Source organism: Pseudomonas cavernicola, from assembly GCF_003596405.1.
In the GTDB taxonomy this organism is placed as follows: domain Bacteria; phylum Pseudomonadota; class Gammaproteobacteria; order Pseudomonadales; family Pseudomonadaceae; genus Aquipseudomonas; species Aquipseudomonas cavernicola.
On the sequence record NZ_QYUR01000002.1, the window covers coordinates 1,974,732 to 1,988,521 of the forward strand.

Here is a 13,790-nt window from a genome sequence, read left to right on the forward strand (position 1 = left end):
GGGTGTTGACCACCGCTCGTAGGCTGGGTAGAGGCTTTTTTTGCCGAAACCCAGCGGCAATCGATAGAGGCCAGATTTCGCTCTGCTCTACCCAGCCTACGGAGGTTGTACTCGGCCTCGTAGGCTGGGTAGAACGAAGTGAAACCCAGCATTCAGGTACGGAATCTGTGCTCAGCGCTGCAAGGCGCGCACTTTCAGCTCACATTCGAAGAGAAACTCGAAAGCTTCTACCTGACGCAATGCGTCGCTCATGCTCGGCCCCCAAGTATAAAGACCGTGGCCACGGATCAGGTAACCGACGCACTCCGGGTTGGCCTCCAGCCAGGGCTGCACCCTGCCGGCCAGGCGGGCGATGTTTTGGTCGTTGTCGAAGATCGGCACCACGACTTTCGACTCATGCGTCGAGACACCGGAAAAAGCCTTTTGCAACTCGTAATCTTCAAAGACCAGATGATCGCCTGCGGTCAGCCGCGACAGTACGGTGGCGTTAACAGAGTGAGTGTGCAGCACCGCGCCGATCTCCGCCTTCCAGGCATACAACTGCGTGTGCAACAAGGTTTCCGCCGAGGGCTTTTTGCCCGCCTCCAGGCTATTGCCGGCCAGATCGGTGGCCAACAGATCATCAATGCCGAGCTGGCCCTTGTGCTTGCCGGACACGGTCAGCAGCACTTCGTGAACCGACAAACGCGCCGAATAGTTGCTGCTGGTAGCTGGCGACCAGCCACGGCCGTAGAGGAAGCGTCCGGCTTCAATGACTTCCTGGGCCAGTTGTTCGCGGCTCATGCCCGCTCCTCGTTTAATTCAGTCGCTGTCAATTCAGTGTCTTTCAAGCGCATGCCGATGATAACCGCAGCAGCCAATGCCGCCAGGCTGGCGATGGCAAAGGTCCAGGCCGGCCCCAAGGTGTTCCAGCTATAGCCGGAGTACAACGCGCCCAACGCCCCACCGGTGCCAGCCAGCGCCGCATACAGCGCCTGGCCCTGGCCCTGTTGTTGCGGGCCGAAGCTACGTTGCACGAAATGGATGGCCGCTGCGTGAAAGCTGCCGAAAGTCGCCGCGTGCATCAGTTGCGCGACCAGCAGCACCGGCAGGTGCTCGGCAAAGTTGCCCAACAGCAGCCAACGCAGCGCGGCCAGTAGAAAGCTCGCCATCAACACCTGGCGCAAGGAAAACCGCTGGAGAATCCGCGCCATCACCAGGAACAGCAATACCTCCGCCACCACCCCCAGCGCCCACAGCTGGCCGATCAAACCGCGTGCGTAGCCCAGGTGCTCCAGGTGCAGGGTCAGGAAGGTGTAATACGGGCCGTGGCTGAGCTGCATCAACGCCACGCAACTATAAAAAGCCAGCACCCCGGGCCGGCGCAGTTGGGCGATAAAACCGCCCTCGCCCAGCCGACCGGCCCGAGCCTGCGGCTGCGCATTGGGCACCCACCAACTACTGATGACGATGCCGCCCATGATCAGGATCAAGGCCCAGGGATAGACGTCCAGACTGAGCAGCTCGAACAGCTTGCCCAGCCCGACCACCGTGAGAATGAAGCCGATGCTGCCCCACAGGCGAATCTGGCTATAGCGCGCGGCCTGCTCTTTCAGGTGGGCCAGCGTGATCACTTCGAACTGCGGCAACACCGCATGCCAGAAGAACGCATGCAGCGCCATGATCAGCGCCAGCCAGGCATAGCTTTTGCTGATGAAGATCAGGCTGAAGCAAATCAGGGTGCACAGCGCGCCAAAGCGCACGATAGCCAGCCGCCGCCCCGTGTGATCACCGAGCCAGCCCCAGAGATTCGGCGCCACGCAACGCATCAGCATGGGGATCGCCACCAGCTCGCCGATCCGTGCGCTGGAAAACCCCAGGTGGTCGAAATACAAGGCCAAAAAGGGCGCCGTAGCGCCCAGCAAGGCGAAGTAGAACAGGTAGAAGCTGGACAGCCGCCAGTAAGGAATATCGCTCATACGCTGAACATGGGTTGGCGCGTAGGTTGCTGCTGAGCTTTGTACCGTCCGAAGCTTGATCTGCGATGGCAGCCTTGCCTGAGTTCGGGGTGGTTCGGCGTGACGTAATGGTGCAGGGTGGGTGCTGGCAGGCCTTTGCCCTGCATGTTGGGCATCGCTGCGCTCAGCGCCAACCTACGCAGCACCCGCCATAAAGCAATCACAACTGCCCAAGCACCGGTGTATTCACTTGCACGCCAGCGTTCTGCCCACGATGACGCAGCAGATGATCCAACAACACGATGGCCATCATCGCCTCGGCAATCGGCGTGGCGCGAATGCCGACGCACGGGTCGTGGCGCCCTTTGGTGATCACCTCGACCGGGTTGCCGTCCACATCGATCGAGCGACCCGGCGTGGTGATGCTGGAAGTCGGCTTCAGCGCCAGATGGGCCACGATCGGCTGGCCGGAGGAAATCCCGCCGAGAATCCCGCCGGCGTTATTGCTGAGAAAACCTTGCGGGGTCAGTTCATCCCGATGCTCAGTGCCGCGCTGGGCGATGCTGGCGAAGCCGGCGCCGATCTCCACGCCTTTCACCGCATTAATGCTCATCAGCGCATGGGCCAGGTCCGCATCCAAGCGGTCGAAAATGGGCTCGCCCAGGCCAGGCATCACACCCTCAGCGACCACGGTGATCTTCGCGCCGACCGAATCCTGATCGCGGCGCAACTGGTCCATATAGGCCTCCAGCTCTGGCACCTTGCTCGCGTCGGGGCTGAAGAAAGCGTTTTCTTCGACCGAATCCCAGCTCTTGAACGGGATCTCGATCGGACCGAGCTGACTCATATAGCCGCGCACGGTAATGCCCAGAGTCGCCAGGTATTTCTTGGCGATGGCACCCGCCGCTACGCGCATGGCGGTTTCGCGGGCAGAACTGCGGCCGCCGCCGCGATAGTCACGGATGCCGTATTTGTGCTGATAGGTGTAGTCGGCGTGGGCTGGGCGGAACAGATCCTTGATCGCCGAGTAGTCCTTGGACTTCTGGTCGGTATTGCGGATCAGCAGGCCAATCGGGCAGCCCGTGGTCTTGCCTTCGAACACCCCGGAGAGAATCTCGACCTCGTCGGCTTCCTGGCGCTGCGTGGTGTGGCGGCTGGTGCCCGGCTTGCGCCGATCGAGGTCGCGCTGCAAGTCGGTCAACGACAGCTCCAGCCCCGGCGGGCAGCCGTCAACGATGGCGACCAGGGCCGGGCCATGGCTCTCGCCAGCGGTGGTGACAGTGAACAGCTTGCCGTAGGTATTGCCGGACATGCAGGACGCTCCGCGAAAATCAGCCACAAACAAAGGCCGAGGAGTATACCCGCCGTGCCCAAGCAGTTCATCCTCGAACCTTATCCTCAGGAGTCTGTCGGACTTAGAACTGTCCTGCTACGGACGCCTAAGCCCGACAGACTCCAAGCGGCGCTTCCAACCGCTTACTTTCCTTTTTAAGTAGCCGCCCCATGCTGCGAGTGCTCGCCTTGATCCTCCCTCTGCTTACCGGCCTGGCCCAGGCCACGCCCTACACCGTGTTGCAACGCCCGATTAGCCTGGACACCGGCAGCGGCGAGTTGCACGGCACTCTGCTGCTGCCGAAAACCGCTGTTCCGGTGCCGGTCGCCCTATTGATCGCTGGTTCCGGCCCGACCGACCGCAACGGCAACAACCCCAGCGGCGGACATAACGACAACCTCAAGCGCCTGGCCCAGGCGCTGGCCAAACACGGAATTGCCAGCGTGCGCTACGACAAACGTGGCGTGGCCGCCAGTCAGGCGGCCACGCCGGATGAACGCGACCTCAGCGTCGAGCAGTATGTTGCCGATGCGGCAGCCTGGGGGCAGCAACTCAAGGCCGACCCGCGCTTCGGCCAATTGACCCTGATCGGCCACAGCGAAGGTGCGCTGATCGCCAGCCTCGCCGCCACAGCCGCTGGCGCCGATGCGCTTATTTCCATCGCCGGCAGCTCTCGCCCGATCGACCAGGTACTGCGAGAACAACTACGCTTGCGCCTGCCGCGACCGTTGCTGGCGCAGAGCGAACAGCTGATCGACGATCTGAAAGCCGGGCAAACCGAGCAGGAAGTACCCGATGAGTTGCAGGTCCTGTTCCGCCCCAGTGTGCAGCCCTACCTGATCTCGCTGTTTCGCCAAGAGCCCGCTGCAGCCTTCGCCAAGCTGCGTATACCGACTCTGATCATCCAGGGCAGCCACGACATTCAGGTCGGCATCAGAGATGCCCAAGTGCTTAAAGTTGCCAAGCCAGATGCCCAACTGGTGCTGATCGAGGGCATGAACCATGTGCTGCGCATCGTCCCGAAAGATATCAAGCAGCAACTGGCGTCCTATAACAACCCGCAGTTACCGCTGGCGCGGGAACTAACCGACCAGATCATCAGCTTTATCCTGCGCAATAGCACAGTGCCATCCTACAGCGATGCAACCTCCGGCCGATAAGTCATAGGCCAGTGCTCTACCTGGCACTAGCGCACCAGGACGCCGCTTATGACCGACACCGACGCTCCACAACCAGACGCCGCCGTTGCCGTTGCCGTTGCCGCGGCGGCCCTGCCACATCCCTGGAGCAACTTGGGCCCGGAGCAGTTCCGCCTGTTGCGCCTGGCACCACTGCCAACGGATCGCTACACCGGTGTGCGTTCGCTGCGCTTCGTGCAATTTGGCCGGGTCGCACGGCATAGCCCGGACCAGAGCCTGCTGCGCCTGAGCCTGGAGCTCCCGGGCCAGCGCGTGCGCAAAGAGCAGAACGTGCTGGAGGTGTGGGTCGATCACCGCAGCAACGAAGTCCGCTTCGGCCTCGACAGTGGTCTGCACATCGAACCGATCAATCGCGGTCTCGGCCGCTTCCTGCTCGCCCAAGGGATCGCCTGGGCCAAGCAAAAATGCGCGCATTACCAAGTCGAAGGCGGCGCGCTAGCGGCGAAGGATCTGCTCAGCGATGACGCCCGCCTACGCCGTGACCACTTCCTGCGCGTCCAAGGCTTCGACGTCGATTATCCCGACCCGCGGCAGTTGAAGGCGACCTACAGCGCCGCCCGGGTCAACGCACTGAATAGCGACTGGCAGAAGGAAAAAGTGCAGATCGTCGAACTGCTGGACGCCGCAGCCATGCTACAGCAGGCCGACCAGAACCTACGCGAACAGGAGGTGACGTTGCGTAAACAGGACGAGCGCCTCGCCTCGCTAACACGCGAAGACGGCACTCTGCGCTTCACCATCACCTGCCTGGTGGCGTTCTGTGTGTTTCAGGCCGGCTTATTGATCTGGATGGCCACGCGCTAGCGAACCGCGTAGGGCGAATAACCCACTGCGTTATTCGCCATTGAGCCCAGCTGGCGGATAAATCGCTCGCGGCTTAGCCGTTAACCCGCGACCGAAAGAGCGCCTGATGCTGACAGCACTGCTCGGCAGTGAGGAGAAACACGCCATGGCCGCCGCGCTCAAAGTCCAGCCAGGTGAAGTCCACCTCCGGATACAACGCCTCGACATGCACCTGACTGTTACCTACCTCGACAATCAGCACGCCCTTCTCGGTCAAATGCTCGGCCGCCTCAGCCAGCATGCGACGCACCAGATCCAACCCGTCATTCCCGCAAGCCAGGCCCAGGGCCGGCTCGTGATGATACTCCGCCGGCATATCGGCAAAGTCTTCGGCGTCGACATAGGGTGGATTCGACACGATCAGGCCGAAACGCTGCCCCGGCAAGCCGACAAAACCATCGCCTTGCACGGTATAGACGCGCTCTTCCAGGTCATGCCGCTCGATATTCTGGTTCGCCACTTCCAGGGCCTCGAACGACAGATCGGCGAGCACCACTTCGGCGTGTGGGAACTCATAGGCGCACGCGATACCGATGCAACCGGAACCGGTGCACAGATCGAGAATCCGCGTGGGCTCCTGCGGCAGCCAGGGCTCGAAGCGCCGCTCGATCAACTCGGCAATCGGCGAACGTGGGATCAACACCCGCTCATCGACCACGAAGGGTATCCCGCAGAACCAGGCCTCACCGAGCAAATAAGCGGTCGGCACGCGCTCCTCGATGCGCTGCTTGAGTAGCGTCTGCAAATACTCGCGCTCCTCGTCCTCCAAACGGCAATCGAGGTAGCTGTCGGCAATTTCCCAGGGCAGATGTACGGCGCCGAGCACCAACTGGCGCGCCTCATCCCAGGCATTATCGGTACCGTGGCCGAAGAACAGCCCTTCGGCGTGGAAGCGGCTGACGGCCCAGCGGATATGGTCGCGCAAGGTGCGCAATTGGGAGGTCGAAGCAGTCACGGCAGCATCTCCTGAATCAAGGCGGGCATTTTAGCCGAAGCCGCGCGAGCATCCGCTGATTTCTTCCAGCGGCTCTGCGTCCGCCTCTCCAGCCGCACTCAGCACAGCAAAGAGTCTGCATAAAAGGTTCACAGTCATCGCCCGTGAGGCGACAATGGTGGCAATCTGCGTCTGTCAGGAGCCACGTCATGCCCCAACCACAAACCTTACTCCAGCTCACCGGCCGGAGTTACGCACCGGCCAGCCTGAGTAATGCCTGCCTGCTGATCATCGATGCGCAAGAGGAATACCGCAGTGGTGCGCTGCCCTTGCCCGGCCTGGATGCTGCTATCGGCGAAATCGCCAATCTACTCGCCGCCGCCCGTGCCGCCGGCTCCCCCATCGTGCATGTGAAACACCTCGGTGTTCCTGGGGGCTTTCTGGACCCGCAAGGCCCACGTGGGCGCTTCCTCCCCGAACTGGCACCACTGCCAGGTGAAACCGTGGTCGAGAAACGTCTGCCCAATGCCTTCTCTGGCACTGAACTGCATGACCGGCTACAAGCCCTCGGCCGCCTCGACCTGATTGTCTGCGGTTTTATGACCCACTCCAGCGTCAGCACCACCGTGCGCGCCTGTAAGGATTATGGCTATCGCTGCACCCTGGTCGATAGCGCCTGCGCCACCCGCGACCTGCCCTATCGCGACGGAGTAATCACTGCCGACGCCCTTCATCGCGCAGAAATGGCCGCACTGGCAGACAACTTCGCAGCCTTGGTGCCACACGCCAAGGCGCTGGTCTAGCAGGCCGCTGAAAAACGTAGCGAACAACGGCTAGGCAAGGCGAGATCAGCCGAGAAAGCGCACGACTGCAGGGATGCAGGAGGTAGAGCGAAGCAGGATGCCCGAGCCGAGTTTACCGCCTGCAAATGAGCATTTTCAGGCTGCTTTCAACGCCACATAGCCTTGCGCAGTGCTTTCAACGGCCGGCTAAGCAACTCGCCCGGCACTTTGTCGCGGTGGCCAGGTCTACTCAGCAGCGCTGACTGAACCTCGCCACCAGGTGTCGGTCATACCGCCGATACCCTTAAAGGAAAGCGGAATGAAAATATCCGGTGGTTTTGATGCTCGTCGCCTGCGCTCACGCGGGCCGAGCAGCTGGCGCTGGCGTTTCGGCGCAGCCCTTTCCGCGCTGTTCGCGATGCTGGGAGTTCTGCTGGCCATGGCGGGCGCCGCTGCCCTGCTCGGCCGGTCGCCGGCGCTAGGCTCTCTGATTGCGACACCCACCGCCGCCGGCATCTTGTTGGTGGTTGGCTTGCTGCTGTTGTGGGGCGGCGTGATTGCCTGGCGCAGATGTCGGCGACGTTTGCGCCGGCCCAGCGACTTGAGCCTGGCGCCTCACCTGAGGAAAAAGCACGACTGACGCCGCTGCCACGCGAATGGTTACACTAGGCACCTTCGCGGAGGCCTTTATGCAAGACGACGACTTTTCCCTGTTCAAATCCGAGATTCGCGGCGTCAAGCCGATCCAGCACGACCGCGCCGACACCGGCAAACCAAAGGCCGACCGCGCGCGCATCGCCACCCTGCGCCAGGCCGCGACCGTGCGCGAGGGCTCACTGAAAGTCGATGGACTGTCCGACCAGTTTGTCATCGACGTCGGCCCAGAAGATGCCCTGAACTGGGCCCGCGACGGTGTGCAAGAAGGCCAGATGCGCAAGCTAAAGCTGGGTCAGATCAGCTTTGAGGGCAGCCTCGACCTACACGGCATGAGCGTGGAGAAAGCCCGCGACACACTGTGGGAATTCATCGCCGAAGCGACCAAGCTCGAAGTGCGTTGCGTGCGCATCACCCATGGCAAGGCGGTGCGCCTGGATGGCAAACGACCAATGCTCAAAAGCCACGTCAACACCTGGCTACGCCAACACCCGCAAGTGCTCGGCTTCACCTCATGCTTGCCCAAACACGGTGGCACCGGCGCGATTTACGTGATGCTGAAACGCACCATGCTCGACGGACGAGACGAATAAGGCAAATTAGCTGCAAGCCGCTGCGCAGACGCAGTGAGGCGAGCCTGTTGCTTGCTGGAATATAGGCGCGAGTTCTGCGGCTACCAACTGACGACCCAGGGCGAAGGGCTGATCCGCCGTGGCCGATATCCTAAGCAAGCTCAACCCGCAAACTACTCCACCGGCTACTCGCCAATTGACTCATGAAGAAATTCGCCAGATACGAGAAGCGGAGGCAGCCAGTGCCGCAAAGCGCAAGGCTGATGACGAACGACGATCTCGAAACGCCGCCTAGGAAGCCCGCAAGAATGCCGCCTGGGAAAAGTTTTTTCGCGCCTGATCGAGCCTGCATTTACCCCGAGTCGCCCAACCGAGTGAAGGTATGCGATGCGCGAGAAGCCAAACTCCGAGACGAATTTGATCGGTTTTGGGCGTCCGAAAATACCAGTCCCAGCACATAGACTCGCGAGGCTTTTCGTTTCTGCCCGTACCGCACGTCTACTCCTAGAGGATTTTCCTACTCCAGAAGCGCCCAATGGCATTTGGGGATCACAGGACAGGAGAACCGAAATGCTTAGGCGCCTAATCCCTCTTGCCATGCTCGCCCTGATCATTGCGATCAGTGGCTCTTCTTGTGATAACCGCGGGCAAAACGATGGCGGCGGATCACAGCAAAGCGAACCCTCGGGCGGCGGCGGATACTGACAAGGTATTAACCATAAGCCCCGCATCAGCGGGGCCTATGGTTTCTAGCCTGCCCTTCCCATGTCTGCCATCTCTGGCTAGCATTGCGCCATCACTGCAAGGAGCATCCTCATGGCACGACGCCCGCCTCGCCCATTCCACGAAGAAGTCGCTTTAATCATCGTCCGCATGCTCTTGGGCCTCGGTGTGGCATTGCTGCTCTGGCTTGTCTACATGAAGGTCATCACCCATACAGTCACGAACATGCAGAACGAGATCCTAGCCAACTCCCAGAAGGCACAGATGAAAGCCTCTGCACAGTATCAGCAGATCAGGGAACGGGAAGCAGCGCAGCGGCTTGAGCAGCAACACAGGCAGACGATGTCTGACGAGGAGGCTCGGCGACAACAGGTCCTTGAGAACCAGAAAAACGCGAAAGTAGTTCAGGCAAGATCCCAACTTGAGCGACAAAAGAGCGCCGCCTGGAGCCAGTTCTATAAAGAGCCCAGCTACTGCAGTAATTGGCAGACGGACCAACAGATGGTCGGGTGCCAGAACCACAAGCTCCGCACGAGGAGCGAGTTCGAGCAGAAGTGGGCGGCCGGCGAGCTCGATCAGTCAAATGGCTGAAGCCGTCAGCGAATGGCCTGCTTGGTCCAAACCGACTAAGAAGGCCCTGCCACCGAGCGGGGCTTTCGCACCCATAGCGGAACAAGGCGAACGCTCATGTTGGACATCATAGGAAGCTTCATCGCCGAGGTACTTTGCTTCCGCCTTGGGCAATGGATCATTAAGACCGTGTCATTCGGACGGTACCCTGGGCGAAGTAGCTACTGGTATGGGCTGTGCTCCGCCGCGGGCGGCTTGGCAATCATTGCGATTGTTGCGCTATCCATCTATATCATTTCGATCTGATCGCCCTACCCCCACCTCTTCAGCTCGAGCCACGCCCACGAACTAAGCTGAGCTGAACTGAGCGAGCCTGTCCCGAGCGGCTTTGCTGCTCCTCCCTCAGCTTCCGCTCTGCCAACCTTTACCTCTCCCTGACGATCCTTTACGCAAGCCTGGTGTCTTATAGGTGTACGGGAGACATGATCCCGCCGCTTTGAGAGGTATGGCCAATGCTTGCCCAATTCGCCAAAGTCGCCCTACTGGCAGCAATCCTCGCAGGCACCGGTTGCGTGTATTACGACCATGATCACGACCACGACAGGGGCTGGGACAACCACCGGGACTCGCACCACGACCGATCATTTGATGATGATCGGGACGACCGAGACCACAAAAAAGGCCGGAATTATTGAAATTGGAGCCCCGCCCGCGCGGGGCTTTTCGTTTCTGCCCTTCACGAAATTTTCACCTGCCGCCAGCAATAGTGTGGGCAGCTGAAGGATCAGCCCTATCGACAGAGAGCCCGCCATGAGCGGGCTTTCTGCTTTCTACCCTGCCCTGACCATTGGTCGGTTAGCGGGCAAACCCCAGAAGAGAGATCCATAGTTGAGGTTCGACTTGAGATCCAACTAATCTGAGGCCGCTATGAAACCACGTCATTTTCCGGGGCACATCGCATGGGGCGAGACCCGCATCAACGGCGACCATGCCTTGGCATTCATTGCCATCCAGCCACATGGCTCTTATGCCGAGCCACGGCTTCACCAGGTCTACGACGGGGCCTACTTCGCTCGACCGTCCGAAGCCTCCAATGCCGCTAAGGATGCGCTCTCCAAACTGCTGCTTGTCGAGAAGGATGGCAGGCCGGTATTCAGTTCGGCCGAGTGTTGAGGCTCGAGCTTCGTCGCCTCTGGTCTACCCTTCCCCTCTGCCGTCATTAGCGAGCATTGCGCTCACTGTCGATTGCCATTAGCCGACACTATTAGCGGCAATTCACCCGCCACAACTCATCCAACCGAGTCCTGTAGCTCTGGCCCATCATCTCCCAGCGCATCCCCAGCGGGCGTTGATCCGGTCGAGCACGGGCGTCAAGCGATCGTCACCTTCACTCGACCGCCGTCATGAGTTCGGCCATGTCCGCCACCTGCTCAGGCGTCAGCGTCGGCCAATAGCGCTCGCAGATGTGCCGGCAGATGCCTTTGTACAGTTCGCGGAATGCACCCTCGTCCATCTCGTCGAAGGCGATGCTCTGAGCCACGGCGACATCCAGCGCCCCGAAGCCCGGCAGATTGATGGACTGCACCTCGCAGCAGATACCGCTCTCTCGCTGCAGGCGCTTGATAGCGTCGTGGGCTGATAGCCCCTGGAAGTCCTCGATCTGCTCGGCGACCAGCTTCCCGAGGGCATGCACAAGCCGGTGGAACTTGGCATTGCGCGGTAGCTTCAGCACTGCACGCACGTCGTCGCCCGTACGCAGACCGAGCTCGTGCATCAGGTAGCTGTCAATTCCGCTTCCCGGCACCAGGGCACTAACTTCTTCACCGGTTTTCGGATTCACCAGCTTCCGAACCGTCATGTAGATCGGCCGATCGGCGCGCTTGGTACTCTTCTTCGGCTCAGCCATTGGCTGCCTCCAGCATCGCCACCTCTGCTTTCTCGGAGATGCTCTCCCAAGAATAGGCGCTGCTTCAGGGGCATGTAGACGCGGTAATAGCCGACACTCGACTCTCAGCGCGGCATATCCAGATCTTTCACCGGCATGCGCCCAAGCGAGATAGCTGCCCTGCGATGGGATGAAGTGGATAAGGCCAAACGCGTTGCGCATGTTTGCCGGATCGTGGTCGACCACAAGGTCCAGAAAAGGGCCAAGACCAAGACCAACCGCCTGGTCATGCTCAACAGCCGCGCTCTGCATGCCCTGGATGAAGCAAAGGCGGTCGCATCGATCAGGGCAAAACAGCGCCGGTCATTCCCGCAATCGCCCTATGTTTTCCCGCTGACCAAGAACTTTGAGTTCATCCAGCAGGCCAACGTGACCGACAAGCACTTCAAGATTGCGCTAGAAGGTCTCGGGATTCGCGCCAGACCGCAGTACAATTGCCGTCACACATACGCGACCATGTGCCTGATGGTTGGGATGACCCCGGCTTTCATTGCCACTCAGCTTGGCCACAGCGTCCAAATGGCGCTATCCACCTACGCCAGGTGGATGAACTCAAGCATTGACTGGACCGAGATCGGTAAACTTGAGCAGAGCCTAACTGGTACAAAATTGGTACGCTGACTTTTCACTACCCCCTGGAAGCACCATGGAATCTAGCCTCCCAAAACTAGAGCAACATTACACCGCGATTCTCGGCCAACTTGGCGAGGACGCTTCCCGAGAGGGCCTGCTCGATACGCCCAAGCGTGCCGCCAAGGCCATGCAGTACCTCTGCCGCGGCTACCAGCAGTCGCTGGAAGAAGTCGTCAACGGCGCCCTATTTAGCTCCGACAACAGCGAAATGGTGCTGGTGAAGCACGTCGAGCTGTACTCGCTGTGCGAACATCACCTGTTGCCTTTCATCGGCAAGGCGCATGTCGCGTACATTCCCAACGGCAAGGTGCTCGGCCTGTCCAAGGTCGCGCGGATCGTTGACATGTACGCGCGCCGTCTACAGATTCAGGAAAACCTCACCCGCCAGATCGCCGAAGCCATTCAGGAGGTCACCGGTGCCCTGGGCGTCGCAGTGGTCATCGAAGCCCAGCACATGTGCATGATGATGCGCGGTGTGGAGAAGCAGAACTCTTCGATGGTTACTTCGGTGATGCTCGGCGAATTCCGGGAAAACGCGGCCACGCGCAGCGAATTTCTCAGCCTGATCAACTGATTGGCTGCTCATATGAAAACCGGCCTTGCGCCGGTTTTTTTATGTCTTGCAGATCACCCTCGGCGCGTGATGTGCCAGTGCGAAACAACTGCTGATGACACTTAGATGAAACTAACGATGGCATCTCGCCGGAGAGTCGTCTGCGGATGAGCCTGCATAAGCCCCCCAGTCGCTCTGGACTGGGGAGTCTTATATAGGGCCTTGCTGGTTTTTACCTCAGGTACGGGTGATCGAGGCACCGCCATCGACCAAGGAGGCCGTACCGGTCACAAACGCGGAGTCGTCGGAGGCGAGATAGAGCACTGAGCGGGCCAGTTCTTCCGGTTTAGCGACGCGTTTCAGGGCGTGCAGGTTGGTGATAAAGGTCTGCGACTCCGTCGTGTCGTTCATGTCACGGTACATCGGGGTATCCACCGCGCCCGGCAGGATCGAATTGACGCGCACGCCCTGCGGGCCGTATTCGGCCGCCAGCGCCTGGGTCAGCCCGATCAATCCCGACTTGCTCGCTGCATAGGCGGCAACGCCTGGGAAGGCAAAGGAGTAGCCGACAAAAGTCGAGGTGAAAATAATCGAACCGCCACCCTGCTTGATCATCTCGGGGATCTGGTGTTTGGCACCTAAAAAGGCACTGGTCAGGTTGATGGCCAATGTCTCTGTCCAGCCCTTTTCAGAGACCTCGGTGGTCGGCGCCTGCTCACCCAAAGTACCGGCGTTATTGAAGGCAATGTCGAGGCGACCGAAGCGGCTGACTGCCAGGGCCACCAAGGCTTTCGCGAAATCTTCCGACTGCACGTCACCGGCCAGGGCGACGGCTTCGCCACCGGCGGCGCTGATCTCAGCGACCAGCTTCGCCAGTTCAGCTTCACGGCGGGCTGCAACTACGACTTTCGCACCCTCCTCGGCGAACAGTTTGGCGGTGGCCAGGCCAATGCCTGAACTTGCGCCTGTGACGATGGCTACTTTTCCAGTTAAACGTCCCATTTTTCACCTCAGCTATGCGTTGTATCGGCTGGCACCGGATGCGCTAGTCGTTGGAGGTAAATCTATGCTTCATATTGAGCTGGAAGAAGGCAGTAAATATGCTCTTATCA

Annotated in this window: 15 protein-coding genes; 9 read left to right on the forward strand and 6 right to left on the reverse strand. The window is 60.2% G+C overall.

Features of this window, described 5'->3' with window-relative positions; translation table 11 throughout:
• Positions 1-171 precede the first annotated feature (171 nt).
• From D3879_RS09500 to aroC, 3 genes are all read right to left on the reverse strand, one after another.
• Positions 172-783: a methylthioribulose 1-phosphate dehydratase gene (locus tag D3879_RS09500; RefSeq protein WP_119953975.1), complete on the reverse strand. Its 612-nt coding sequence runs from the start codon at positions 781-783 to the stop codon at positions 172-174.
• Positions 780-1,958 carry an MFS transporter gene (locus D3879_RS09505; RefSeq protein WP_119953977.1) on the reverse strand — a complete coding sequence of 393 codons (1,179 nt, stop codon included), beginning with the start codon at positions 1,956-1,958 and terminating at the stop codon, positions 780-782. The genes D3879_RS09500 and D3879_RS09505 overlap by 4 nt, the downstream gene beginning before the upstream one ends.
• Positions 1,959-2,157: 199 nt before the next feature.
• Positions 2,158-3,249, reverse strand: coding sequence for a chorismate synthase (gene aroC, locus D3879_RS09510; protein WP_119953979.1), 1,092 nt, complete (start codon positions 3,247-3,249; stop codon positions 2,158-2,160).
• Positions 3,250-3,440: 191 nt separating this feature from the next.
• Here aroC and D3879_RS09515 point away from each other — a divergent pair, with 191 nt between their 5' ends.
• Both D3879_RS09515 and D3879_RS09520 read left to right on the forward strand, forming a co-directional pair.
• On the forward strand, positions 3,441-4,430 hold the full coding sequence (locus tag D3879_RS09515) for an alpha/beta hydrolase (RefSeq protein ID WP_119953981.1): 990 nt from the start codon (positions 3,441-3,443) through the stop codon (positions 4,428-4,430).
• Between the two features lie 48 nt (positions 4,431-4,478).
• Positions 4,479-5,273 carry a hypothetical protein gene (locus D3879_RS09520; protein ID WP_177412391.1) on the forward strand — a complete coding sequence of 265 codons (795 nt, stop codon included), beginning with the start codon at positions 4,479-4,481 and terminating at the stop codon, positions 5,271-5,273.
• A 73-nt stretch (positions 5,274-5,346) separates the two neighbouring features.
• Here the strand turns inward: D3879_RS09520 and prmB are convergent, their stop codons facing one another.
• Complete coding sequence (gene prmB / locus D3879_RS09525; protein ID WP_119953983.1) at positions 5,347-6,267, reverse strand: 50S ribosomal protein L3 N(5)-glutamine methyltransferase; 921 nt, start codon at positions 6,265-6,267, stop codon at positions 5,347-5,349.
• 188 nt (positions 6,268-6,455) lie between these two features.
• On the opposite strand from prmB, the gene D3879_RS09530 reads away from it, so the two are divergent.
• From D3879_RS09530 to D3879_RS09555, 5 genes are all read left to right on the forward strand, one after another.
• A complete protein-coding gene (locus D3879_RS09530) occupies positions 6,456-7,049 on the forward strand; it encodes a cysteine hydrolase family protein (RefSeq protein ID WP_119953985.1) in 594 nt (197 codons plus the stop codon).
• A 298-nt stretch (positions 7,050-7,347) separates the two neighbouring features.
• Positions 7,348-7,668 carry a hypothetical protein gene (locus D3879_RS09535; protein ID WP_119953987.1) on the forward strand — a complete coding sequence of 107 codons (321 nt, stop codon included), beginning with the start codon at positions 7,348-7,350 and terminating at the stop codon, positions 7,666-7,668.
• A 49-nt stretch (positions 7,669-7,717) separates the two neighbouring features.
• Positions 7,718-8,275, forward strand: a complete 558-nt coding sequence (locus D3879_RS09540) for a Smr/MutS family protein (RefSeq protein WP_119954937.1) — start codon at positions 7,718-7,720, stop codon at positions 8,273-8,275.
• A 795-nt stretch (positions 8,276-9,070) separates the two neighbouring features.
• Positions 9,071-9,568 carry a hypothetical protein gene (locus D3879_RS09545; RefSeq protein WP_119953989.1) on the forward strand — a complete coding sequence of 166 codons (498 nt, stop codon included), beginning with the start codon at positions 9,071-9,073 and terminating at the stop codon, positions 9,566-9,568.
• A 906-nt stretch (positions 9,569-10,474) separates the two neighbouring features.
• Positions 10,475-10,720: a hypothetical protein gene (locus D3879_RS09555; RefSeq protein ID WP_119953993.1), complete on the forward strand. Its 246-nt coding sequence runs from the start codon at positions 10,475-10,477 to the stop codon at positions 10,718-10,720.
• A gap of 214 nt (positions 10,721-10,934) precedes the next feature.
• Here the strand turns inward: D3879_RS09555 and D3879_RS09560 are convergent, their stop codons facing one another.
• Positions 10,935-11,453 (reverse strand): hypothetical protein, encoded by a 519-nt coding sequence (locus D3879_RS09560; RefSeq protein WP_119953995.1) that lies wholly within the window; start codon positions 11,451-11,453, stop codon positions 10,935-10,937.
• 135 nt (positions 11,454-11,588) lie between these two features.
• Between D3879_RS09560 and D3879_RS09565 the strand changes: the two genes are divergently transcribed.
• Complete coding sequence (locus tag D3879_RS09565; protein ID WP_119953997.1) at positions 11,589-12,113, forward strand: tyrosine-type recombinase/integrase; 525 nt, start codon at positions 11,589-11,591, stop codon at positions 12,111-12,113.
• Between the two features lie 25 nt (positions 12,114-12,138).
• Positions 12,139-12,699 carry a GTP cyclohydrolase I FolE gene (folE, locus tag D3879_RS09570; RefSeq protein WP_119954000.1) on the forward strand — a complete coding sequence of 187 codons (561 nt, stop codon included), beginning with the start codon at positions 12,139-12,141 and terminating at the stop codon, positions 12,697-12,699.
• 216 nt (positions 12,700-12,915) lie between these two features.
• Here the strand turns inward: folE and D3879_RS09575 are convergent, their stop codons facing one another.
• A complete protein-coding gene (locus tag D3879_RS09575) occupies positions 12,916-13,680 on the reverse strand; it encodes an SDR family oxidoreductase (protein ID WP_119954002.1) in 765 nt (254 codons plus the stop codon).
• Positions 13,681-13,790: the final 110 nt, after the last annotated feature.